Source organism: Buttiauxella agrestis, from assembly GCF_900446255.1.
In the GTDB taxonomy this organism is placed as follows: Bacteria; Pseudomonadota; Gammaproteobacteria; order Enterobacterales; family Enterobacteriaceae; genus Buttiauxella; species Buttiauxella agrestis.
In genome coordinates this window covers 4,690,597-4,715,441 of record NZ_UIGI01000001.1, presented here as the reverse complement: position 1 = coordinate 4,715,441, position 24,845 = coordinate 4,690,597, and the positions used below count along the sequence as shown (strand labels likewise).

The window sequence follows — 24,845 nt, the reverse complement described above, 5'->3', positions numbered from 1 at the left end:
GCCTGTAGTGAGAACTTTAATTCTGTTTTCGACCCGTGATGGTCAAACTCGCGAGATTGCTTCTTATATAGCATCTGAGCTGAAAGAGCTGGGTGTTGAGAGTGATGTGGTTAACTTGCATCGCAGTGGCGAAATTGCCTGGGGCAATTACGAACGTGTAGTGATTGGTGCTTCTATCCGTTACGGGCATTTCCATTCTTCAGTGGCGGCTTTCGTGAAGAAGCATCAGCAAGCGTTGAATAAGATCCCCAGCGCTTTCTTTTCTGTAAACCTGGTGGCGCGTAAACCAGAGAAGCGCTCCCCACAAACTAACTCTTATACGCGCAAGTTCTTGCTGACGTCCCCCTGGCAGCCAAAACACTGCGCGGTGTTTGCGGGTGCGCTGCGTTATCCGCGTTATCGTTGGTACGATCGCGTGATGATTCGCTTAATCATGAAGATGACTGGCGGCGAAACAGATATTAGTAAAGAAGTTGTTTATACCGATTGGCCTCAGGTGGCCCGTTTCGCGCAAGAGATAGCCCATTTAAACAGCAAATAATGTACAAAATGGTCGTTTTGTCGAAAAAAGAGGCGCTCAGTCATTTTTTTGCAATAAACACTTGTCAGCTTCCGGAAAATCCCTATACTGCGCCTCCACTGACACGGCACAACGGCTTACAAACCGGGCCGTCAGCCAGATGAAAAGCGAAAATAAACGCTTGACTCTGAAAGAGGAAAGCGTAATATACGCCACCTCGAGTTAGCAAGCGAAAGCGCCTGACTCACTGCTCTTTAACAATTTATCAGACAATCTGTGTGGGCACTCGCAGGATTGATATCTCAGATACCTTCGGGTATCAAAAAAATATCAAGTCTTGAAGAGTGACCAAGCAGTAATTCATTTAGTTGAATTATTACGAAAGTTAATTTTTGAGCACCGCTTCACGAGTTGAAGCAAATCAAGCTTTTAATTGAAGAGTTTGATCATGGCTCAGATTGAACGCTGGCGGCAGGCCTAACACATGCAAGTCGAGCGGTAGCACAGGGAGCTTGCTCCTGGGTGACGAGCGGCGGACGGGTGAGTAATGTCTGGGAAACTGCCTGATGGAGGGGGATAACTACTGGAAACGGTAGCTAATACCGCATAACGTCTTCGGACCAAAGAGGGGGACCTTCGGGCCTCTTGCCATCAGATGTGCCCAGATGGGATTAGCTAGTAGGTGAGGTAATGGCTCACCTAGGCGACGATCCCTAGCTGGTCTGAGAGGATGACCAGCCACACTGGAACTGAGACACGGTCCAGACTCCTACGGGAGGCAGCAGTGGGGAATATTGCACAATGGGCGCAAGCCTGATGCAGCCATGCCGCGTGTATGAAGAAGGCCTTCGGGTTGTAAAGTACTTTCAGCGAGGAGGAAGGCATTGTGGTTAATAACCACAGTGATTGACGTTACTCGCAGAAGAAGCACCGGCTAACTCCGTGCCAGCAGCCGCGGTAATACGGAGGGTGCAAGCGTTAATCGGAATTACTGGGCGTAAAGCGCACGCAGGCGGTCTGTCAAGTCGGATGTGAAATCCCCGGGCTCAACCTGGGAACTGCATTCGAAACTGGCAGGCTAGAGTCTTGTAGAGGGGGGTAGAATTCCAGGTGTAGCGGTGAAATGCGTAGAGATCTGGAGGAATACCGGTGGCGAAGGCGGCCCCCTGGACAAAGACTGACGCTCAGGTGCGAAAGCGTGGGGAGCAAACAGGATTAGATACCCTGGTAGTCCACGCCGTAAACGATGTCGACTTGGAGGTTGTTCCCTTGAGGAGTGGCTTCCGGAGCTAACGCGTTAAGTCGACCGCCTGGGGAGTACGGCCGCAAGGTTAAAACTCAAATGAATTGACGGGGGCCCGCACAAGCGGTGGAGCATGTGGTTTAATTCGATGCAACGCGAAGAACCTTACCTACTCTTGACATCCAGAGAATTCGCTAGAGATAGCTTAGTGCCTTCGGGAACTCTGAGACAGGTGCTGCATGGCTGTCGTCAGCTCGTGTTGTGAAATGTTGGGTTAAGTCCCGCAACGAGCGCAACCCTTATCCTTTGTTGCCAGCGGTTCGGCCGGGAACTCAAAGGAGACTGCCAGTGATAAACTGGAGGAAGGTGGGGATGACGTCAAGTCATCATGGCCCTTACGAGTAGGGCTACACACGTGCTACAATGGCGCATACAAAGAGAAGCGACCTCGCGAGAGCAAGCGGACCTCATAAAGTGCGTCGTAGTCCGGATCGGAGTCTGCAACTCGACTCCGTGAAGTCGGAATCGCTAGTAATCGTAGATCAGAATGCTACGGTGAATACGTTCCCGGGCCTTGTACACACCGCCCGTCACACCATGGGAGTGGGTTGCAAAAGAAGTAGGTAGCTTAACCTTCGGGAGGGCGCTTACCACTTTGTGATTCATGACTGGGGTGAAGTCGTAACAAGGTAACCGTAGGGGAACCTGCGGTTGGATCACCTCCTTACCTAATAGATACAAACCCGCGTAGTGCTCACACAGATTGTCTGATAGAAGTAAATGAGCAAGCGATCCCTTCAACGGGATATCGTGTCCCCATCGTCTAGAGGCCCAGGACACTGCCCTTTCACGGCTGTAACAGGGGTTCGAATCCCCTTGGGGACGCCATCTTAAGATAATGATGTGAAAGACATTATCACACATATCTCAAAACTGACTTTCGAGTCACGTTTGAGATATTGCTCTTTAAAAATCCGGAACAAGCTGAAAATTGAAACGACACACTGTTTCCTTTCTCCGTAATAAGAAAGGAAAATGCGGTGTGTTCGAGTCTCTCAAATTTTCACAACATCGATTGTGTCTCACGAGACATCTTCGGGTTGTGAGGTTAAGCGACTAAGCGTACACGGTGGATGCCCTGGCAGTCAGAGGCGATGAAGGACGTGCTAATCTGCGATAAGCGTCGGTAAGGTGATATGAACCGTTATAACCGACGATTTCCGAATGGGGAAACCCAGTGCAATTCGTTGCACTATCGTTAAGTGAATACATAGCTTAACGAAGCGAACCGGGGGAACTGAAACATCTAAGTACCCCGAGGAAAAGAAATCAACCGAGATTCCCCCAGTAGCGGCGAGCGAACGGGGAGCAGCCCAGAGTCTGAATCAGTTTGTGTATTAGTGGAAGCGTCTGGAAAGTCGCAGGGTACAGGGTGATACTCCCGTACACAAAAATACACATACTGTGAACTCGAAGAGTAGGGCGGGACACGTGGTATCCTGTCTGAATATGGGGGGACCATCCTCCAAGGCTAAATACTCCTGACTGACCGATAGTGAACCAGTACCGTGAGGGAAAGGCGAAAAGAACCCCGGCGAGGGGAGTGAAACAGAACCTGAAACCGTGTACGTACAAGCAGTGGGAGCCTCTTTTATGGGGTGACTGCGTACCTTTTGTATAATGGGTCAGCGACTTATATTCTGTAGCAAGGTTAACCGTATAGGGGAGCCGCAGGGAAACCGAGTCTTAACTGGGCGTTAAGTTGCAGGGTATAGACCCGAAACCCGGTGATCTAGCCATGGGCAGGTTGAAGGTTGGGTAACACTAACTGGAGGACCGAACCGACTAATGTTGAAAAATTAGCGGATGACTTGTGGCTGGGGGTGAAAGGCCAATCAAACCGGGAGATAGCTGGTTCTCCCCGAAAGCTATTTAGGTAGCGCCTCGTGAACTCATCTTCGGGGGTAGAGCACTGTTTCGGCTAGGGGGCCATCCCGGCTTACCAACCCGATGCAAACTACGAATACCGAAGAATGTTATCACGGGAGACACACGGCGGGTGCTAACGTCCGTCGTGAAGAGGGAAACAACCCAGACCGCCAGCTAAGGTCCCAAAGTCATGGTTAAGTGGGAAACGATGTGGGAAGGCACAGACAGCCAGGATGTTGGCTTAGAAGCAGCCATCATTTAAAGAAAGCGTAATAGCTCACTGGTCGAGTCGGCCTGCGCGGAAGATGTAACGGGGCTAAACCATGCACCGAAGCTGCGGCAGCGACGCTTAGGCGTTGTTGGGTAGGGGAGCGTTCTGTAAGCCGTTGAAGCTGGACTGTGAGGTCTGGTGGAGGTATCAGAAGTGCGAATGCTGACATAAGTAACGATAAAGCGGGTGAAAAACCCGCTCGCCGGAAGACCAAGGGTTCCTGTCCAACGTTAATCGGGGCAGGGTGAGTCGACCCCTAAGGCGAGGCCGAAAGGCGTAGTCGATGGGAAACAGGTTAATATTCCTGTACTCGGTGTTACTGCGAAGGGGGGACGGAGAGGGCTATGTTAGCCGGGCGACGGTTGTCCCGGTTTAAGCATGTAGGCGGAGAGTTTAGGTAAATCCGGACTCTTATCTAACGCTGAGGTGTGATGACGAGGCACTACGGTGCTGAAGTAACAAATGCCGCACTTCCAGGAAAAGCCTCTAAGCATCAGGTAACAACGAATCGTACCCCAAACCGACACAGGTGGTCAGGTAGAGAATACCAAGGCGCTTGAGAGAACTCGGGTGAAGGAACTAGGCAAAATGGTGCCGTAACTTCGGGAGAAGGCACGCTGTCGGTAGGTGAAGTCCCTCGCGGATGGAGCTGAAGGCAGTCGAAGATACCAGCTGGCTGCAACTGTTTATTAAAAACACAGCACTGTGCAAACACGAAAGTGGACGTATACGGTGTGACGCCTGCCCGGTGCCGGAAGGTTAATTGATGGGGTTAAGCGCAAGCTGAAGCTCTTGATCGAAGCCCCGGTAAACGGCGGCCGTAACTATAACGGTCCTAAGGTAGCGAAATTCCTTGTCGGGTAAGTTCCGACCTGCACGAATGGCGTAATGATGGCCAGGCTGTCTCCACCCGAGACTCAGTGAAATTGAAATCGCTGTGAAGATGCAGTGTACCCGCGGCAAGACGGAAAGACCCCGTGAACCTTTACTATAGCTTGACACTGAACATTGAGCCTTGATGTGTAGGATAGGTGGGAGGCTTTGAAGTGTGGACGCCAGTCTGCATGGAGCCAACCTTGAAATACCACCCTTTAATGTTTGATGTTCTAACGTAGACCCGTGATCCGGGTTGCGGACAGTGTCTGGTGGGTAGTTTGACTGGGGCGGTCTCCTCCTAAAGCGTAACGGAGGAGCACGAAGGTTAGCTAATCACGGTCGGACATCGTGAGGTTAGTGCAAAGGCATAAGCTAGCTTGACTGCGAGAGTGACGGCTCGAGCAGGTGCGAAAGCAGGTCTTAGTGATCCGGTGGTTCTGAATGGAAGGGCCATCGCTCAACGGATAAAAGGTACTCCGGGGATAACAGGCTGATACCGCCCAAGAGTTCATATCGACGGCGGTGTTTGGCACCTCGATGTCGGCTCATCACATCCTGGGGCTGAAGTAGGTCCCAAGGGTATGGCTGTTCGCCATTTAAAGTGGTACGCGAGCTGGGTTTAGAACGTCGTGAGACAGTTCGGTCCCTATCTGCCGTGGGCGCTGGAGAATTGAGGGGGGCTGCTCCTAGTACGAGAGGACCGGAGTGGACGCATCACTGGTGTTCGGGTTGTCATGCCAATGGCATTGCCCGGTAGCTAAATGCGGAAAAGATAAGCGCTGAAAGCATCTAAGCGCGAAACTTGCCCCGAGATGAATTCTCCCTGGGAACTTGATTCCCCTGAAGGAACGTTGAAGACTACGACGTTGATAGGCTGGGTGTGTAAGCGTAGCGATACGTTGAGCTAACCAGTACTAATGATCCGTGAGGCTTAACCTTACAACACCGAAGGTGTTTTGGTTGAGAGACTAAGCATTTGATTTTCAGCTTGAACCGAGATTTTAAGTCGATGGTTATGTGGATAACATAACGGTTGATGAAACAGAATATGCCTGGCGGCAACAGCGCGGTGGTCCCACCTGACCCCATGCCGAACTCAGAAGTGAAACGCCGTAGCGCCGATGGTAGTGTGGGGTCTCCCCATGCGAGAGTAGGGAACTGCCAGGCTCCAAATAAGTGGAAAGCCCTGTACTGACGTACAGGGCTTTTTGCTGTCTGCGATTTATGCAATTACTCCTTCCTGCCTCCCTTCACACAAGCCAACCCCTGGCATATAAGGTAAACTAACCGGGTTTAAACTCAGGAAAGATACCGATATGAGCACCTCTCTTAAGCCTTTCAATACATTTGGTATTCAGGCTAACGCTTCACATATTGTCATTGCTGAAACGCTGTTGCAGCTAAAAGATGCCTGGAGCGAGGCGGTTGCAGCACAGATGCCGGTGTTGCTACTGGGAGAAGGGAGTAACGTTCTCTTTCTTGAAGATTATTCTGGCACCGTAATTATCAACCGCATAAAAGGCATACAGGTTACCGAGGAAGATGATGCCTGGTATTTACATGTTGGTGCAGGTGAAAACTGGCATCAGCTGGTTGAATATACCTTGCAGCATGGCATGCCAGGACTCGAAAACCTGGCTTTGATTCCGGGCTGTGCAGGATCTTCGCCTATTCAAAATATTGGTGCGTACGGTGTTGAGCTTAAGAGTGTTTGCGATTACGTAGATTGTGTTGATTTACTCAGTGGTGAAATGCATCGTCTGGATAATTCACAGTGCCAGTTTGGTTATCGCGACAGTATTTTTAAGCACAAGTATCAGAGTCACTATGCAATTATTGCCGTCGGTCTGCGTCTACCGAAAAAATGGCTGCCGGTGTTAACTTATGGTGACCTGACCCGCCTTGATGCCGCGAATGTTACCCCTCAAGAAGTGTTCAATTCCGTTTGCCACATGCGTATGACAAAGCTGCCCGATCCGCGTGTTAATGGTAATGCAGGGAGTTTCTTTAAGAATCCTGTGGTGACGGCCGAACAAGCAGCAACGTTAATGTCTACTTTTTCAGCTATTCCACATTATCCGCAGACCGATGGTTCCGTAAAACTCGCCGCTGGTTGGTTAATCGATCAGTGCCAACTGAAAGGCTACAAGATTGGTGGTGCCGCAGTCCATAAACAGCAAGCTCTGGTATTGATAAACGAAGAAAGCGCATCCAGCCAAAACGTTGTGGATCTCGCGCATTATGTTCGTCAGTGCGTTGGAGAAAAATTTAATGTGTGGCTGGAGCCGGAAGTTCGCTTTATCGGGCTATCTGGTGAGGTTAGCGCTGTGGAGACCATTGCATGAAAGATAACAAAATTCCTCTAACGCTGATTAGCATCCTTTCTGATGGTGAGTTTCATTCTGGCGAACATTTAGGCGAGCAGCTAGGTATGAGCCGAGCTGCTATTAATAAGCATATTCAAACTCTAAGAGACTGGGGCGTGGATGTTTTTACTGTGCCGGGCAAAGGATACAGCCTGCCAGACCCTATCCAGTTACTTAATGAAGAGCTGATAAAGTCGCAAATTGATACGGGATCAATTGCAGTACTCCCAGTGATTGACTCTACTAATCAGTATCTACTTGAAAGGCTAGACAAACTCCAATCTGGTGATGCTTGTATTGCTGAATACCAGCAGGCGGGCCGTGGTCGTCGCGGGCGCCAATGGTTTTCACCTTTCGGGGCCAATCTTTACCTGTCTATGTACTGGCGACTTGAACAAGGGCCAGCAGCTGCGGTGGGCTTAAGTCTCGTTATTGGGATTGTTATGGCCGAAGTTCTGCAAGAGCTAGGTGCAGAAAATGTCAGAGTGAAATGGCCAAATGATCTCTATCTCAACGATCGAAAGTTGGCTGGTATTCTGGTTGAGTTAACCGGTAAAACGGGTGATGCGGCGCAAATTGTTATTGGTGCAGGGATTAACCTTGCAATGCGGAATGTGGCAACGGATGTCATTAATCAAAGCTGGATTAATCTCCAGGAAGCTGGAATTAATATAGATCGTAATGCATTAGCAATTAAAATAATAAAAGAGTTGCGTAAGGCATTACAATTATTTGAAGATGAAGGTTTAGTTCCTTTTCTTCCTCGTTGGGAATCACTCGATAACTTTATTAACCGTCAGGTGAAGTTAATAATAGGTGACAGAGAAATTCACGGTATTTCCAGAGGAATTAACGAACAGGGTGGATTGCTATTAGAGCAGGATGGTGTAATTAAACCTTGGGTCGGTGGTGAAATATCACTGCGCGGCGTTAATTAAAAAAATGGGGGGCGACCCCCATTTTTTATTTTCTCAGTCGAACACACTCGACTTCATGATTCGAGCTTTTCGTCATGATCAAGCTAGCGCGCTCACGCGTAGGCATGATATTTTCTTTTAAATTCCGCCAGTTGATCTCTTTCCAGAGTTGTAATGCGACGTTAACAGCTTCATCTTCTGAAAGCTTGGCGTAGCTGTGGAAATAAGAGTCTGGGTCGGTAAAAGCACCTTCACGGAATTTCAGGAAGCGAGTGATATACCAATCCTGGAGTAGATCTTCAGGTGCATCGACATATATAGAGAAGTCGACAAAGTCTGAAACAAACACATGATGCGGATCGTGTGGGTAATCCATGCCGCTCTGTAAAACATTCAATCCTTCAAGAATTAAAATATCAGGCTGAGCAACTGTTTTATCCCCATCGGGAATGACATCATAAATAAGATGAGAGTAAACTGGGGCGGTCACATTCGGCGCGCCTGATTTAATATCAGAAACGAATTTCACCAAACGATGCATATCATAGGATTGCGGGAATCCCTTTTTCTTCATCAGATTGCGTTCTTTCAACACTTTATTCGGATGCAGAAACCCATCAGTCGTAATTAACTCTACGCGACGATGCTCAGGCCAGCGACTAAGCAAGGCTTGTAACACACGGGCTGTGGTGCTTTTACCTACCGCAACACTCCCCGCGATACTAATAACATACGGAATACGCTGCCCATTCGTACCGAGAAATTGCTCAAGTACTGCCTGGCGGCGTAGGTTCGAACTGATATAGAAATTCAATAGACGCGAAAGTGGCAGATAAATTTCTGCCACTTCCTCTAAAGAGAGGTCCTCATTGATACCTTTCAACCGTGCGATTTCACCTTCAGTCAAGGTCATCGGCACTGAGTCGCGTAAAGCTGCCCATTGGTTGCGGTTGAAGTGCATATAAGGAGTCGTCAACATTTGCTCTTTATTACTCATAAGCATGCTTCTGCCTGTAATTCAGGACAAAAATGAACGTAGTACGCGGACTGAGAAAAGGAGACTCATCTCAGGTAATCAAAGGCGTGCAACGTATATATCTTTTCACAATGGGCAGGAGGGTAACACCAGATGGGGGATAATAATAAGAAAAAAACATAGCGGTGATGCTTTCAGAGGAAAACCTCGCCTGGGTCGGGACCCTTAACTCGCTATTCGGCGAACAGATGTAATCCGGTAACTCTCTCTGGTATCTGTATGCCTTATTAACGATAGAATGCTTCGGCAGACATACTTGCCTGGACATCTACACACAATAACCCATCGATGATGCGCGATTTAGTCCATTGGTTTCCCCTTATATGGACACATCCATAAAGGTAAGAAGTGATCCAAAGCCGCAGAAGTCGCTATAACTACCCTTTCAATGCATATGAAAGGATACTTGCGTAACCGTAGGGCATTAAAAAAGGACATTTTGCACGGTGCAGGTACAACTGTGCGGTAAGTTGAGGGTCACCCTGCTGGATTCTGCGTACAAAAATCACACCGAAACGCTGATTAATCCACCATTTTTACGAGCTATCGCGCAAAATATAAGCGGTAGTGCATTTTCTTTAATTTTTTTGTTGCATCACGGAGCCGGTGTTCCTAGAATGCGCGCTACTTGATGCCGACTTAGCTCAGTAGGTAGAGCAACTGACTTGTAATCAGTAGGTCACCAGTTCGATTCCGGTAGTCGGCACCATCAAGTGCTTGGTGGGGTTCCCGAGCGGCCAAAGGGAGCAGACTGTAAATCTGCCGTCATCGACTTCGAAGGTTCGAATCCTTCCCCCACCACCATTTTCAGGCCGCGCTATGCGTAGCCCGAGGCGACGAGATCCAACTAGTCGACTCGAATACTGAGAAGCTTCTTCTCAGGTCAATACAGAATTCAAGCAGGTAGCCGAGTTCCAGAGTGCGGGCATCGTATAATGGCTATTACCTCAGCCTTCCAAGCTGATGATGTGGGTTCGATTCCCACTGCCCGCTCCAGATGTGCTGATATAGCTCAGTTGGTAGAGCGCACCCTTGGTAAGGGTGAGGTCGGCAGTTCGAATCTGCCTATCAGCACCACCTCCTTTATCCTCCCTGTTTCTCTTCTGTTAATGAATTCAACAAATTCAGGCTTTAGCCTGGTTGATGTGGTGATATCACCGATTTATCCGTGTCTTAGAGGGACAATCGATGTCTAAAGAAAAATTTGAACGTACAAAACCGCACGTCAACGTCGGTACTATCGGCCACGTTGACCATGGTAAAACCACTCTGACTGCAGCAATCACTACCGTTCTGGCTAAAACCTACGGCGGTTCTGCTCGTGCATTCGACCAGATCGATAACGCACCAGAAGAAAAAGCTCGTGGTATCACCATCAACACTTCCCACGTTGAATATGACACCCCGACTCGCCACTACGCGCACGTTGACTGCCCAGGGCACGCCGACTACGTCAAAAACATGATCACCGGTGCTGCTCAGATGGACGGTGCTATCCTGGTTGTTGCTGCGACTGATGGCCCAATGCCACAGACCCGCGAGCACATCCTGCTGGGTCGCCAGGTTGGCGTTCCATTCATGATCGTGTTCATGAACAAATGTGACATGGTTGATGACGAAGAGCTGCTGGAACTGGTAGAAATGGAAGTTCGTGAACTTCTGTCTGCTTATGACTTCCCGGGCGACGATATCCCAGTTGTACGTGGTTCAGCGCTGAAAGCGCTGGAAGGCGAAGCAGAGTGGGAAGCTAAAATCATCGAGCTGGCTGGCCACCTGGATAACTACATCCCAGAACCAGAGCGTGCTATCGACAAGCCATTCCTGCTGCCAATCGAAGACGTATTCTCCATCTCCGGCCGTGGTACTGTTGTTACCGGTCGTGTAGAGCGTGGTATCGTTAAAGTGGGCGAAGAAGTAGAAATCGTTGGTATCAAAGATACCGTGAAATCTACCTGTACTGGCGTTGAAATGTTCCGCAAACTGCTGGACGAAGGCCGTGCTGGCGAGAACGTTGGTGTTCTGCTGCGTGGTATTAAGCGTGAAGATATCGAACGTGGTCAGGTTCTGGCTAAGCCAGGCTCTATCAAGCCGCACACTCAGTTCGAGTCAGAAGTTTATATCCTGTCCAAAGATGAAGGCGGCCGTCATACTCCGTTCTTCAAAGGCTACCGTCCACAGTTCTACTTCCGTACAACTGACGTGACTGGTACCATCGAACTGCCAGAAGGCGTTGAGATGGTCATGCCGGGCGACAACATTCAGATGGTTGTTACCCTGATCCACCCAATCGCAATGGACGACGGCCTGCGTTTCGCAATCCGTGAAGGCGGCCGTACTGTAGGCGCTGGTGTTGTTGCTAAAGTTATCGCTTAATCGCTGATAACATTTGACGCAACGCGCAAGAAAAGGGCATCATTTGATGCCCTTTTTGTACGCTCTCTGCCCAGAACCTGGCTCATCAGTGATTTTTTACTCATAATCATTGCTGAGACAGGCTCTGAAGAAGGCGTTATACCGAATAGTGCCTGAAAAATTGCCATTCGGTTTGGTTTTGCCTCGCATATGCGGGGCAAAAATGTTTGTCTGAATTACTGTGACGGGTTGGTTTATGAGTGCGAATACCGAAGCTCAAGGAAGCGGGCGCGGCCTGGAAGCGATGAAATGGCTGGCAGTTGCTGCTCTGCTGATTGTGGCGATCGTGGGCAACTACATTTATCGTGATGTATCTCTGCCTCTGCGTGCCCTGGCAGTGGTTGTTCTGATTGCTGCAGCGGGTGGTGTCGCGCTGTTAACGACGAAAGGCAAAGCGACTGTTGCTTTCGCCCGCGAAGCGAGAACCGAAGTTCGTAAAGTGATTTGGCCAACTCGCCAGGAAACTTTACACACCACCTTAATCGTGGCAGCAGTTACCGCTGTAATGTCACTGATTTTGTGGGGGCTGGATGGTATTCTTGTCCGCCTGGTTTCTTTTATTACTGGCCTGAGGTTCTGAGATGTCTGAAGCCCCTAAAATGCGCTGGTACGTCGTTCAGGCGTTTTCCGGTTTTGAAGGCCGCGTAGCAACATCGCTGCGTGAGCATATCAAATTGCACAACATGGAAGAGTTGTTTGGTGAAGTCATGGTTCCGACTGAAGAAGTCGTCGAAATTCGTGGTGGCCAACGTCGCAAAAGCGAGCGTAAATTCTTCCCGGGCTATGTTCTGGTCCAGATGGTTATGAACGACGCGAGCTGGCACTTAGTGCGTAGCGTTCCGCGCGTAATGGGATTCATCGGCGGTACTTCTGACCGTCCTGCACCAATCAGCGATAAAGAAGTTGATGCGATTATGAACCGCCTGCAGCAGGTTGGTGATAAACCGCGTCCTAAAACGTTGTTTGAGCCAGGCGAGATGGTACGAGTCAGCGATGGCCCGTTTGCAGACTTTAACGGTGTAGTTGAAGAAGTAGATTACGAAAAGAGCCGCTTGAAGGTTTCTGTATCTATCTTCGGTCGTGCTACGCCGGTTGAGCTTGATTTTGCTCAAGTAGAGAAAGCCTAATAATCAGGTTGTAAAAGCAGCGATTATTCGTTGCACAAGGCGCGAGATTGGACTACAATTTCGCGCCTTTTGTTTTTACGGGTCTCGTACACGTAAAACGATTTATTCACGGGGAGCCTTCATTCTGTAAGGCGCTATAACCCACTAGAGGAAATTAAGATGGCTAAGAAAGTACAAGCCTACGTCAAGCTGCAAGTTGCAGCTGGTATGGCGAACCCAAGTCCACCAGTTGGTCCAGCTCTGGGTCAGCAAGGTGTGAACATCATGGAATTCTGTAAAGCGTTCAACGCAAAAACTGAATCCCTGGAGAAAGGTCTGCCAATTCCGGTTGTTATTACCGTTTATGCTGACCGTTCTTTCACCTTCGTTACTAAAACTCCACCGGCTGCTGTTCTGTTGAAGAAAGCTGCGGGTATCAAGTCTGGTTCCGGTAAGCCGAACAAAGACAAAGTGGGTAAAGTGACCCGTGCTCAGGTGCGTGAAATCGCAGAAACCAAAGCTGCGGACATGACTGGTTCTGACGTTGAAGCGATGACTCGCTCCATCGAAGGTACTGCTCGTTCCATGGGCCTGGTAGTGGAGGATTAAGAAATGGCTAAACTGACCAAGCGCATGCGCGTGATCCGTGACAAAGTTGATGTAACTAAACAGTATGACATCAACGAAGCCGTTGCCCTGCTGAAAGAGCTGGCCACTGCGAAATTTGTAGAAAGCGTTGACGTTGCTGTAAACCTCGGCATCGACGCTCGTAAATCTGACCAGAACGTACGTGGTGCAACTGTACTGCCGCACGGTACTGGCCGTTCAGTTCGCGTAGCCGTATTTGCCCAAGGCCCTAACGCTGAAGCAGCTAAAGCTGCTGGCGCTGAGCTGGTAGGTATGGAAGATCTGGCTGACCAGATCAAAAAAGGCGAAATGAACTTCGACGTTGTTATCGCATCTCCAGATGCAATGCGCGTTGTTGGCCAACTGGGCCAGGTACTGGGTCCACGTGGCCTGATGCCTAACCCGAAAGTTGGTACTGTAACTCCTAACGTTGCTGAAGCGGTTAAGAACGCTAAAGCAGGTCAGGTTCGTTACCGTAACGACAAAAACGGCATCATTCACACCACCATCGGTAAAGTGGATTTTGACACTGACAAACTGAAAGAAAACCTGGAAGCTCTGCTGGTTGCGCTGAAAAAAGCTAAACCAACTCAAGCTAAAGGCGTTTTCATTAAGAAAGTTAGCCTGTCTACCACTATGGGTGCAGGTGTTGCGATCGACCAGTCAGGTCTGAGCGCAGTAGTGAACTAAGATTCACTGCTTTACGCGGGCGAAAGATTAGTCTAAAATCTTACGCCCGTTGCCTTGCAATGCAGGGCACAAAGAATTTTCGGTTGGAGCCTGGCCTTATCCAGGCCTCCGTCCAAGACCGCAGGTGTTTCGCAAGAGACTTAATTGCCTGCGTAGACGGTGACAGAACCTGAAGAATATTTTTGATAGTCTTTGGCTTGTTTCTGCTCACCGTATTTCGACGTTCATTATCGTTTTGGTAATGAATGAAGTGAGTTCCGGGGGCAACCCCGGCTAATATCCAGGAGCAAAGCTAATGGCTTTAAATCTTCAAGACAAACAAGCGATTGTTGCTGAAGTCAGCGAAGTAGCCAAAGGTGCGCTGTCTGCGGTTGTTGCGGATTCCCGTGGCGTTACCGTAGGTAAAATGACTGAACTGCGTAAAGCAGGTCGTGAAGCTGGCGTTTACATGCGTGTTGTTCGTAACACCCTGCTGCGCCGCGTTGTTGAAGGTACTCAGTTTGAGTGCTTGAAAGACACGTTTGTTGGTCCAACCTTGATTGCATATTCTATGGAACACCCGGGCGCTGCTGCTCGTCTGTTCAAAGAATTCGCTAAAGCGAATGCAAAATTCGAGGTTAAAGCTGCAGCCTTTGAAGGTGAGCTGATCCCGGCGGCCCAGATCGATCGCCTGGCAACTCTGCCAACTTACGAAGAAGCAATCGCACGCCTGATGGCAACCATGAAAGAAGCCTCTGCAGGCAAACTGGTTCGCACTCTGGCTGCTGTACGCGATCAGAAAGAAGCTGCTTAATAGCACTTTTCTTTCTCACGCATTTGCTTACGTATAAACTTATTCTGATTTTCAGGAACAATTGTTATGTCTATCACTAAAGATCAAATCATTGAAGCAGTATCCGCTATGTCTGTAATGGACATTGTTGAACTGATTTCTGCAATGGAAGAAAAATTCGGTGTTTCCGCTGCTGCTGCTGTTGCAGGCCCTGCTGCTGCTGCTGAAGCTGTAGAAGAGAAAACTGAGTTCGACGTTATTCTGAAAGCTGCTGGCGCTAACAAAGTTGCCGTCATCAAAGCAGTACGTAGCGCAACTGGTCTGGGCTTGAAAGAAGCTAAAGACCTGGTTGAATCCGCTCCAGCTGCGCTGAAAGAAGGCGTGAGCAAAGATGACGCAGAAGCTCTGAAGAAATCTCTGGAAGAAGCTGGCGCTGAAGTTGAAGTTAAATAAGCCAACCTTTCCGGTTGCAGCCTGAGAAATTAGGCTGATGGCTGGTGACTTTTTAGTCACCAGCCTTTTTGCGCTGTAGGGTACCAGTAGCATTTCACACTGTTTGACTGCTGGTTGCCTTTCAATGCTTGTCTCTATCTACGACTTAATATACTACGACTTTCTATGCCGGGAGTTCCGGGGTAAAGCGTAGCGAAATGGTTTAAGAGTGATAGAAACAGGTATTGCGGAAAGTGTTCCACTTTCCGGTCCACAAAATAGTGTTGCACAAACTGTCCCCTTGTCGGGCAGATGGGTCGACTTGTCAGCGAGCTGAGGAACCCTATGGTTTACTCCTATACCGAGAAAAAACGTATTCGTAAGGATTTTGGAAAGCGTCCACAAGTTTTGGACATTCCTTATCTCCTTTCTATCCAGCTTGACTCGTTCCAGAAGTTCATCGAGCAAGATCCTGAAGGCCAGTACGGTCTGGAAGCGGCTTTCCGTTCCGTGTTCCCTATTGCAAGCTACAGCGGTAACTCTGAGCTGCAATATGTGAGCTATCGTCTGGGTGAGCCGGTATTTGACGTTAAAGAATGTCAGATCCGCGGCGTGACGTATTCCGCTCCCCTGCGCGTAAAACTGCGTCTGGTGATCTACGAGCGTGAAGCGCCGGAAGGCACCGTTAAAGATATTAAAGAACAAGAAGTCTACATGGGTGAAATTCCACTCATGACTGATAACGGCACCTTCGTTATCAACGGTACTGAGCGTGTTATCGTTTCTCAGTTACACCGTAGCCCAGGCGTGTTCTTCGATAGTGACAAAGGTAAAACCCACTCTTCAGGGAAGGTGCTGTATAACGCACGTATCATCCCTTACCGTGGTTCCTGGCTGGATTTCGAATTCGACCCGAAAGATAACTTGTTCGTACGTATTGACCGTCGCCGCAAATTACCAGCGACCATTATTCTGCGTGCGTTACAGTTCACCACTGAGCAGATTCTTGATCTGTTCTTTGAGAAAGTTAATTTCGAAATCCGCGACAACAAGCTGCAGATGGAATTGGTGCCAGAACGCCTTCGTGGTGAGACTGCATCCTTTGACATCGAAGCTGACGGCAAAATCTATGTCGAAAAAGGCCGCCGTATCACTGCGCGCCATATTCGCCAGCTGGAAAAAGACGATATTAAGCTTATCGAAGTTCCGGTTGAATACATTGCTGGTAAAGTCGCGGCTAAAGACTACGTTGATGCATCGACTGGCGAACTGATTTGCCCGGCGAACATGGAACTGTCTTTGGATCTATTGGCTAAGCTGAGCCAGTGTGGTCATAAGCGTATCGAAACGCTGTTTACCAACGACCTGGATCACGGCGCATACATTTCTGAGACCATCCGTGTCGACCCAACCAATGATCGCCTGAGCGCGCTGGTTGAAATCTATCGCATGATGCGTCCTGGCGAGCCACCAACTCGGGAAGCGGCTGAAAATCTGTTCGAGAATCTGTTCTTCTCCGAAGACCGTTATGACTTGTCAGCGGTTGGTCGTATGAAGTTCAACCGTTCCCTGCTGCGTGATGAGATCGAAGGTTCAGGTATCCTGAGCAAAGACGACATCATCCAGGTAATGCGTAAGCTGATCGGCATTCGTAACGGCCAGGGCGAAGTGGATGATATCGACCACCTCGGCAACCGTCGTATCCGTTCCGTAGGCGAAATGGCGGAAAACCAATTCCGCGTTGGCCTGGTACGTGTTGAGCGTGCGGTTAAAGAGCGTCTGTCGCTGGGCGATCTCGATACCCTGATGCCTCAGGATATGATCAACGCCAAGCCTATCTCTGCTGCGGTTAAAGAGTTCTTCGGTTCCAGCCAGCTGTCTCAGTTTATGGACCAGAACAACCCGTTATCTGAGATTACGCACAAACGTCGTATCTCCGCACTCGGCCCGGGTGGTTTGACCCGTGAGCGCGCAGGCTTCGAAGTACGTGACGTACACCCAACCCACTACGGTCGTGTATGTCCAATCGAAACCCCTGAAGGTCCAAACATCGGTCTGATCAACTCCCTGTCTGTGTATGCACAGACTAACGAATACGGTTTCTTAGAAACTCCGTATCGTCGCGTTGTTGAAGGTGTTGTGACTGACGAGATTCATTACCTTTCTGCTATTGAAGAAGGTAACTACGTTATCGCTCAGGCGAACACCAACCTGGACGAAGAAGGCCGTTTCGTCGACGACCTCGTAACTTGCCGTAGCAAAGGCGAATCAAGCTTGTTCAGCAACGACCAGGTTGACTACATGGACGTTTCCACCCAACAGGTGGTTTCCGTCGGTGCGTCCCTGATCCCGTTCCTGGAACACGATGACGCCAACCGTGCATTGATGGGTGCGAACATGCAACGTCAGGCCGTTCCAACTCTGCGCGCTGATAAGCCGCTGGTTGGTACAGGTATGGAACGTGCTGTTGCTGTTGACTCCGGTGTTACTGCGGTTGCTAAACGTGGCGGTACTGTTCAGTACGTTGATGCGTCTCGTATCGTTATCAAAGTTAACGAAGACGAAATGCTGGCTGGTGAAGCTGGTATCGACATCTACAACCTGACCAAATATACCCGTTCTAACCAGAACACCTGTATCAACCAGATGCCTTGTGTATCTCTGGGTGAGCCAGTTGAACGTGGCGACGTGTTGGCAGACGGTCCGTCTACTGACCTCGGTGAACTGGCTCTTGGCCAGAACATGCGCGTAGCGTTCATGCCGTGGAACGGTTACAACTTCGAAGACTCCATCCTCGTATCCGAGCGTGTTGTTCAGGAAGATCGTTTCACAACTATTCACATCCAGGAACTGGCATGTGTGTCTCGTGACACCAAGCTGGGGCCAGAAGAGATCACCGCTGATATCCCTAACGTGGGTGAAGCTGCTCTCTCCAAACTGGATGAATCCGGTATCGTTTATATCGGTGCTGAAGTGACCGGTGGTGACATTCTGGTTGGTAAGGTAACGCCTAAAGGTGAAACCCAGCTGACTCCAGAAGAGAAACTGCTGCGTGCAATCTTCGGTGAGAAAGCGTCTGACGTTAAAGACTCTTCTCTGCGCGTACCAAACGGCGTTTCCGGTACCATTATCGATGTGCAGGTCTTTACCCGCGATGGCGTGGAAAAAGACAAGCGCGCGCTGGAAATCGAAGAGATGCAGCTGAAGCAGGCGAAGAAAGACCTGACTGAAGAACTGCAAATCTTTGAAGCTGGTCTGTTTGCTCGTATCCATGCTGTGCTGGTTGCTGGCGGTGTTGAAGCTGAGAAGCTCGACAAATTGCCACGCGATCGCTGGTTGGAACTGGGTCTGACTGACGAAGAGAAGCAAAACCAGCTGGAACAGCTGGCAGAGCAGTACGACGAGCTGAAGCACGAGTTTGAGAAGAAACTTGAAGCTAAACGCCGCAAAATCACTCAGGGCGATGACCTGGCACCTGGCGTGCTGAAAATCGTTAAAGTGTATCTGGCCGTTAAACGTCAGATCCAACCTGGTGACAAGATGGCTGGTCGTCACGGGAACAAAGGTGTTATCTCCAAGATCAACCCGATCGAAGATATGCCTTACGATGAAAACGGCACACCGGTTGACATCGTACTGAACCCGCTGGGCGTACCATCTCGTATGAACATCGGTCAGATTCTGGAAACCCACTTGGGTATGGCTGCGAAAGGCATCGGCGAGAAAATCAACGCTATGCTGAAGAAGCACGAAGAAGTTTCCAAGCTGCGTGAATTTATCCAGAAAGCATACGATTTGGGTTCAGATGTTCGTCAGAAAGTTGACCTGAACACCTTCACCGACGATGAAGTTCTGCGTCTGGCTGAGAACCTTAAAAAAGGTATGCCGATTGCTACTCCTGTCTTCGACGGTGCAAAAGAGTCGGAAATCAAAGAGCTGCTGAAATTGGGTGACCTGCCGACTTCCGGCCAGATCACACTGTTCGACGGCCGTAGCGGTGAGCAGTTTGAGCGTCCAGTAACCGTAGGTTACATGTACATGCTGAAACTGAACCACTTGGTTGATGACAAAATGCACGCGCGTTCTACCGGTTCTTATAGCCTGGTTACTCAGCAGCCGCTGGGTGGTAAGGCTCAGTTCGGTGGTCAGCGCTTCGGTGAGATGGAAGTGTGGGCACTGGAAGCTTACGGTGCTGCTTATACCCTGCAGGAAATGCTGACTGTTAAGTCTGATGACGTTAATGGCCGTACCAAGATGTATAAAAACATCGTGGATGGTAACCATCAGATGGAACCAGGCATGCCGGAATCCTTCAACGTATTGTTGAAAGAAATCCGTTCGCTGGGTATTAACATCGAGCTGGAAGGCGAGTAATCACTCGTATCTGCTGTACTGGTTACAGGATGTCCGGGTCACACCGGACGTCTCTGAGAAGTCTCACTCCGACGGGAGCTAATCCGTGAAAGACTTACTTAAGTTTCTGAAAGCGCAAACTAAGACCGAAGAGTTTGATGCGATCAAAATTGCTCTGGCATCGCCAGACATGATTCGTTCATGGTCGTTCGGCGAAGTTAAAAAGCCGGAAACCATTAACTACCGTACGTTCAAACCAGAACGTGACGGTCTGTTCTGTGCTCGTATTTTTGGGCCAGTGAAAGACTATGAGTGCCTGTGCGGTAAGTACAAGCGCCTGAAACACCGTGGTGTAATTTGTGAGAAGTGCGGCGTTGAAGTAACCCAAACTAAAGTGCGCCGTGAGCGCATGGGTCACATCGAACTGGCTTCCCCAACTGCACACATTTGGTTCCTGAAGTCTCTGCCGTCTCGTATCGGCTTGCTGCTGGATATGCCACTGCGTGATATCGAACGTGTTCTTTACTTCGAATCTTATGTGGTAATCGAAGGCGGCATGACCAACCTCGAGCGTCGTCAGATCCTGACTGAAGAGCAGTATCTGGATGCGCTGGAAGAGTTCGGTGACGAATTCGATGCGAAGATGGGTGCGGAAGCTATTCAGGCCTTGTTGAAAAACATGGATCTGGAGCAAGAGTGTGAAACTCTGCGCGAAGAGCTGAACGAAACCAACTCCGAAACCAAACGTAAAAAGCTGACCAAGCGTATCAAACTGCTGGAAGCGTTCGTTCAGTCTGGTAACAAACCAGAGTGGATGATCCTGACAGTTCTGCCGGTTCTGCCGCCAGATCTGCGTCCATTAGTTCCGCTGGATGGCGGTCGTTTCGCAACGTCAGATCTGAACGATCTGTACCGTCGCGTTATCAACCGTAACAACCGTTTGAAACGCCTGCTGGATCTGGCTGCTCCTGACATCATCGTACGTAACGAAAAACGTATGTTGCAAGAAGCGGTAGATGCCCTGCTGGATAACGGCCGTCGCGGTCGTGCGATCACGGGTTCTAACAAGCGTCCTCTGAAATCTTTGGCCGATATGATCAAAGGTAAGCAGGGTCGTTTCCGTCAGAACTTGTTGGGTAAACGTGTTGACTACTCCGGTCGTTCTGTAATCACCGTAGGTCCATACCTGCGTCTGCATCAGTGCGGTCTGCCTAAGAAAATGGCACTGGAGCTGTTCAAACCGTTCATCTACGGCAAGCTGGAACTGCGTGGTCTTGCTACCACCATTAAAGCTGCGAAGAAAATGGTTGAGCGCGAAGAAGCTGTCGTTTGGGATATCCTGGACGAAGTTATCCGCGAACACCCGGTACTGCTGAACCGTGCACCAACTCTGCACCGTTTGGGTATCCAGGCATTTGAGCCAGTACTGATCGAAGGTAAAGCTATCCAGCTTCACCCGCTGGTTTGTGCGGCATATAACGCCGACTTCGATGGTGACCAGATGGCAGTACACGTTCCACTGACGCTTGAAGCTCAGTTGGAAGCGCGTGCGCTGATGATGTCTACCAACAACATCCTGTCACCAGCGAACGGCGAGCCAATCATCGTTCCTTCTCAGGACGTTGTATTGGGTCTGTACTACATGACCCGTGACTGTGTTAACGCCAAAGGCGAAGGCATGGTGCTGACTGGCCCTAAAGAAGCTGAGCGTATTTATCGCGCAGGTCTGGCCTCTCTGCATGCGCGTGTTAAAGTGCGTATCACAGAGTATGAAAAAGACGAAAACGAACAATTCGTTGCGAAAACCAGCATTATCGACACCACCGTTGGTCGTGCGATTTTGTGGATGATCGTACCGAAAGGTCTGCCTTACTCCATCATCAACCAGGCGTTGGGTAAGAAAGCCATTTCCAAAATGCTGAACACTTGTTACCGCATTCTGGGTCTGAAACCGACAGTAATCTTTGCTGACCAAACTATGTACACCGGCTTTGCTTATGCAGCGCGTTCAGGTGTTTCTGTTGGTATCGATGACATGGTCATCCCAGCTAAGAAAACTGAAATCATCTCTGAAGCGGAAGCTGAAGTTGCTGAGATTCAGGAACAGTTCCAGTCCGGTCTGGTAACAGCGGGCGAGCGTTATAACAAAGTTATCGATATCTGGGCTGCGGCGAACGATCGTGTATCTAAAGCGATGATGGACAACCTGCAAACTGAATCCGTTATTAACCGTGACGGCGTCGAAGAGCAGCAAGTTTCCTTCAACAGCATTTACATGATGGCCGACTCCGGTGCTCGTGGTTCTGCGGCACAGATTCGTCAGTTGGCTGGTATGCGTGGTCTGATGGCTAAGCCAGATGGCTCCATCATCGAAACGCCAATCACCGCGAACTTCCGTGAAGGTCTGAACGTACTCCAGTACTTCATCTCCACGCACGGTGCTCGTAAAGGTCTGGCGGATACCGCACTGAAAACTGCGAACTCCGGTTATCTGACGCGTCGTCTGGTTGACGTTGCACAGGATCTGGTTGTTACCGAAGACGATTGTGGCACCCTCGAAGGTATCACGATGACTCCGGTTATCGAAGGCGGCGACGTTAAAGAGCCACTGCGTGACCGCGTATTGGGTCGTGTAACGGCGGAAGACGTACTGAAACCTGGTACTGCTGATATTCTGATTACGCGTAACACTCTGCTCCATGAGCAAATGTGTGACCTGTTAGAAGCTAACTCTGTTGATAGCGTGAAAGTACGTTCTGTTGTGGGTTGTGAAACCGACTTCGGCGTATGTGCGCATTGCTATGGTCGTGACCTGGCTCGTGGCCACATCATCAACAAAGGTGAAGCAATCGGGGTTATCGCGGCACAGTCCATCGGTGAACCTGGTACTCAGCTGACGATGCGTACGTTCCACATCGGTGGTGCGGCATCTCGTTCTGCTGCTGAATCCAGCATTCAGGTTAAGAACAAAGGTAGCATCAAGCTCAGCAACGCGAAGTCTGTTGTGAACTCTGCCGGTAAACTGGTAGTGACTTCTCGTAACACTGAACTGAAACTGATTGACGAATTCGGTCGTACTAAAGAGAGCTATAAAGTTCCTTACGGTGCGGTAATGGGCAAAGGTGATGGCGAGCAGATTGCAGCGGGCGAGACCGTAGCAAACTGGGATCCGCACACAATGCCAGTCGTTTCTGAAGTAAGTGGTTTCATCCGCTTTACTGACATGATCGACGGCCAGACCATTACTCGTCAAACTGACGAACTGACAGGTCTGTCATCTCTGGTTGTTCTGGATTCTGCAGAACGTACCGCGGGTGGTAAAGACTTGCGTCCAGCACTGAAAATTGTTGATGCTCAAGGCAACGACGTTCTGATCCCTGGTACAGATATGCCAGCTCAGTACTTCCTGCCAGGTAAAGCGATTGTTCAGCTGGAAGATGGTACTCAGATTCACTCTGGTGACGCCCTGGCGCGTATTCCTCAGGAATCCAGTGGTACCAAAGACATCACCGGTGGTCTGCCACGTGTTGCTGACCTGTTCGAAGCGCGTCGTCCGAAAGAGCCAGCTATCCTTGCTGAAATCAGCGGGATCATCTCCTTCGGTAAAGAAACCAAAGGCAAACGCCGTCTGGTAATCTCTCCACTCGACGGCAGCGATGCTTACGAAGAGATGATTCCTAAGTGGCGTCAGCTGAACGTGTTCGAAGGCGAAGTTGTAGAACGCGGTGACGTTGTTTCCGATGGTCCAGAATCTCCGCATGACATTCTGCGTCTGCGTGGCGTGTATGCTGTGACTCGTTACATCACCAACGAAGTGCAGGACGTTTACCGTCTGCAAGGCGTTAAGATTAACGATAAACACATCGAAGTCATCGTGCGTCAGATGTTGCGTAAAGCAACCATCGTTAACGCTGGTAGCTCTGACTTCCTGGAAGGTGAGCAGGCTGAATACTCTCGCGTCAAGATCGCTAACCGCGAACTGGAAGCGAACGGCAAAATCAACGTGTCCTTCTCACGTGATCTGCTGGGTATCACCAAAGCCTCTCTGGCAACCGAGTCCTTCATCTCCGCGGCATCGTTCCAGGAGACAACTCGTGTGCTTACCGAAGCAGCTGTTGCGGGTAAACGTGACGAACTGCGCGGCCTGAAAGAGAACGTTATCGTGGGTCGTCTGATCCCAGCTGGTACGGGTTATGCGTATCACCAGGATCGTATGCGCCGTCGTGCAGCGGGTGAAGCACCTGTTGTTCCTCAGGTAACTGCAGCAGATGCAACTGCCAGCCTGGCAGAATTGTTGAACGCGGGTAACTTGGGCGGTAACGATAACGATTAATCGTTAGAGACGCCAAAAACAAAAACCGCTCGAAAGAGCGGTTTTTTTATGCCTGAAATCTGAAGCGTTAAAACTGAATGGAACGAAAAATCAGTTAGCTAACGGCAGACGGCGGTACAGTTCAATCATGTCTTCGGCTAAATCCTGGATAACCATCGCATTCATCAGGTGATCCTGGGAGTGTACGGTAATCAGGTTCACTGGCAGTTTGCCGGTGCCTTCATCCAGCCCGATAAGTTGAGTCTGAATTTTGTGTGCATGTTTCACAAACTCACGAGATTCTTCCATCGCTTGTTGAGCCGCTGCAAAATCACCTTTACGCGCCATTTGCAGAGCTGTCAGTGCCTGGCTACGTGCGCTACCTGCATTGACCAACAATTCCATGATAATCGATTCTAAATCTTCCACGTCTTATGACTCCATCATTTTCAAAGCTTTATCCAGTACGACATCACCTTTCATCATGCCGTAATCCATCATATCGATGACCGCAACGGTTTTCCCCATTGGCTCTGCGATCGCCTGTAGTTTGGCGTGCTCATACTTAACTTGTGGACCCAGCAGCACAATATCCGCGGTGTCGATGTTGTCTTTGAACTCGGCAACTGGCACAGCCTTGATAGAGACTTCAATACCTTTCTTCTGAGCGGCGTCCTTCATACGCTGGACCAAAATGCTAGTCGACATACCCGCTGCACAACACAAAACGATATTCTTCATAGATCTGCTCTCAGTGTCCGTTCGATACACTGATAATTATCCGTGACGCCTCGCTACAACAACCGCTTTACGATGATTGTGTGTGAGGTATCACAAAAGAAACTTATCAGGGCTGAAACCGGTTACATTTTTTAGTTGCCATAACCGCTTTGATTGTGTCGCTGCTCACAAAATCCGCATAATCCAGACAAACACGTTTGTGCTCCATTGACACAAAACGGTGAACTACATAGTCTTCAGTT

At 49.6% G+C, this 24,845-nt stretch carries 15 protein-coding genes, 5 tRNA genes and 3 rRNA genes; 20 read left to right on the top strand and 3 right to left on the bottom strand.

The window, feature by feature from the left end; genetic code table 11:
• Positions 1 to 7 precede the first annotated feature (7 nt).
• The 7 genes from hemG (at position 8) to birA (ending at position 8,143) form a co-directional block, all read left to right on the top strand.
• Positions 8 to 541 (top strand): menaquinone-dependent protoporphyrinogen IX dehydrogenase, encoded by a 534-nt coding sequence (hemG, locus tag DY231_RS22295; protein ID WP_115631577.1) that lies wholly within the window; start codon positions 8 to 10, stop codon positions 539 to 541.
• Positions 542 to 950: 409 nt separating this feature from the next.
• Positions 951 to 2,490, top strand: a 16S ribosomal RNA gene (locus tag DY231_RS22290).
• 85 nt (positions 2,491 to 2,575) lie between these two features.
• Positions 2,576 to 2,651: transfer RNA gene (locus DY231_RS22285), tRNA-Glu, on the top strand.
• Between the two features lie 218 nt (positions 2,652 to 2,869).
• A 23S ribosomal RNA gene (locus DY231_RS22280) occupies positions 2,870 to 5,778 on the top strand.
• A gap of 112 nt (positions 5,779 to 5,890) precedes the next feature.
• Positions 5,891 to 6,006: ribosomal RNA gene (gene rrf / locus DY231_RS22275) — 5S ribosomal RNA — on the top strand.
• The 16S, 23S and 5S rRNA genes sit together here with 1 tRNA gene alongside, the layout of an rRNA operon.
• 149 nt (positions 6,007 to 6,155) lie before the next feature.
• A complete protein-coding gene (gene murB / locus DY231_RS22270) occupies positions 6,156 to 7,184 on the top strand; it encodes a UDP-N-acetylmuramate dehydrogenase (RefSeq protein ID WP_115631576.1) in 1,029 nt (342 codons plus the stop codon).
• Positions 7,181 to 8,143, top strand: a complete 963-nt coding sequence (gene birA / locus DY231_RS22265; RefSeq protein ID WP_115631575.1) for a bifunctional biotin--[acetyl-CoA-carboxylase] ligase/biotin operon repressor BirA — start codon at positions 7,181 to 7,183, stop codon at positions 8,141 to 8,143. Before murB ends, birA begins: the two co-directional genes overlap by 4 nt.
• A gap of 25 nt (positions 8,144 to 8,168) precedes the next feature.
• On the opposite strand, the gene coaA is transcribed toward birA, so the two are convergent.
• The gene (coaA, locus tag DY231_RS22260; RefSeq protein ID WP_218568345.1) at positions 8,169 to 9,119 is read right to left on the bottom strand and encodes a type I pantothenate kinase; all 951 of its coding nucleotides are present in this window, start codon (positions 9,117 to 9,119) and stop codon (positions 8,169 to 8,171) included.
• A 672-nt stretch (positions 9,120 to 9,791) separates the two neighbouring features.
• On the opposite strand from coaA, the gene DY231_RS22250 reads away from it, so the two are divergent.
• The 13 genes from DY231_RS22250 (at position 9,792) to rpoC (ending at position 23,883) form a co-directional block, all read left to right on the top strand.
• Positions 9,792 to 9,867 (top strand) — tRNA-Thr (locus DY231_RS22250).
• 10 nt (positions 9,868 to 9,877) lie between these two features.
• Positions 9,878 to 9,962: transfer RNA gene (locus DY231_RS22245), tRNA-Tyr, on the top strand.
• 117 nt (positions 9,963 to 10,079) lie between these two features.
• A tRNA-Gly gene (locus DY231_RS22240) sits at positions 10,080 to 10,154 on the top strand.
• Between the two features lie 5 nt (positions 10,155 to 10,159).
• Positions 10,160 to 10,235, top strand: a tRNA-Thr gene (locus DY231_RS22235).
• Positions 10,236 to 10,346: 111 nt separating this feature from the next.
• On the top strand, positions 10,347 to 11,531 hold the full coding sequence (gene tuf, locus DY231_RS22230; protein WP_115627101.1) for an elongation factor Tu: 1,185 nt from the start codon (positions 10,347 to 10,349) through the stop codon (positions 11,529 to 11,531).
• A gap of 235 nt (positions 11,532 to 11,766) precedes the next feature.
• A complete protein-coding gene (gene secE, locus DY231_RS22225; protein ID WP_034461807.1) occupies positions 11,767 to 12,150 on the top strand; it encodes a preprotein translocase subunit SecE in 384 nt (127 codons plus the stop codon).
• A 1-nt stretch (position 12,151) separates the two neighbouring features.
• Positions 12,152 to 12,697, top strand: coding sequence for a transcription termination/antitermination protein NusG (gene nusG / locus DY231_RS22220; protein WP_034461806.1), 546 nt, complete (start codon positions 12,152 to 12,154; stop codon positions 12,695 to 12,697).
• 159 nt (positions 12,698 to 12,856) lie between these two features.
• Complete coding sequence (gene rplK, locus DY231_RS22215) at positions 12,857 to 13,285, top strand: 50S ribosomal protein L11 (RefSeq protein ID WP_034492296.1); 429 nt, start codon at positions 12,857 to 12,859, stop codon at positions 13,283 to 13,285.
• A 3-nt stretch (positions 13,286 to 13,288) separates the two neighbouring features.
• Positions 13,289 to 13,993 carry a 50S ribosomal protein L1 gene (gene rplA, locus DY231_RS22210; protein WP_034492299.1) on the top strand — a complete coding sequence of 235 codons (705 nt, stop codon included), beginning with the start codon at positions 13,289 to 13,291 and terminating at the stop codon, positions 13,991 to 13,993.
• A 295-nt stretch (positions 13,994 to 14,288) separates the two neighbouring features.
• Positions 14,289 to 14,786 carry a 50S ribosomal protein L10 gene (gene rplJ / locus DY231_RS22205; protein ID WP_034461803.1) on the top strand — a complete coding sequence of 166 codons (498 nt, stop codon included), beginning with the start codon at positions 14,289 to 14,291 and terminating at the stop codon, positions 14,784 to 14,786.
• A 66-nt stretch (positions 14,787 to 14,852) separates the two neighbouring features.
• Complete coding sequence (rplL, locus tag DY231_RS22200; protein WP_034461801.1) at positions 14,853 to 15,218, top strand: 50S ribosomal protein L7/L12; 366 nt, start codon at positions 14,853 to 14,855, stop codon at positions 15,216 to 15,218.
• 324 nt (positions 15,219 to 15,542) lie between these two features.
• A complete protein-coding gene (gene rpoB / locus DY231_RS22195; protein WP_115631572.1) occupies positions 15,543 to 19,571 on the top strand; it encodes a DNA-directed RNA polymerase subunit beta in 4,029 nt (1,342 codons plus the stop codon).
• 85 nt (positions 19,572 to 19,656) lie between these two features.
• On the top strand, positions 19,657 to 23,883 hold the full coding sequence (gene rpoC / locus DY231_RS22190) for a DNA-directed RNA polymerase subunit beta' (protein WP_034492303.1): 4,227 nt from the start codon (positions 19,657 to 19,659) through the stop codon (positions 23,881 to 23,883).
• A gap of 90 nt (positions 23,884 to 23,973) precedes the next feature.
• Here the strand turns inward: rpoC and DY231_RS22185 are convergent, their stop codons facing one another.
• Together DY231_RS22185 and DY231_RS22180 are read right to left on the bottom strand one after the other, a co-directional pair.
• Positions 23,974 to 24,291 (bottom strand): PTS lactose/cellobiose transporter subunit IIA, encoded by a 318-nt coding sequence (locus DY231_RS22185; RefSeq protein WP_034492305.1) that lies wholly within the window; start codon positions 24,289 to 24,291, stop codon positions 23,974 to 23,976.
• A gap of 3 nt (positions 24,292 to 24,294) precedes the next feature.
• Positions 24,295 to 24,603, bottom strand: coding sequence for a PTS sugar transporter subunit IIB (locus DY231_RS22180; protein WP_034492306.1), 309 nt, complete (start codon positions 24,601 to 24,603; stop codon positions 24,295 to 24,297).
• Between the last annotated feature and the right edge of the window lie 242 nt (positions 24,604 to 24,845).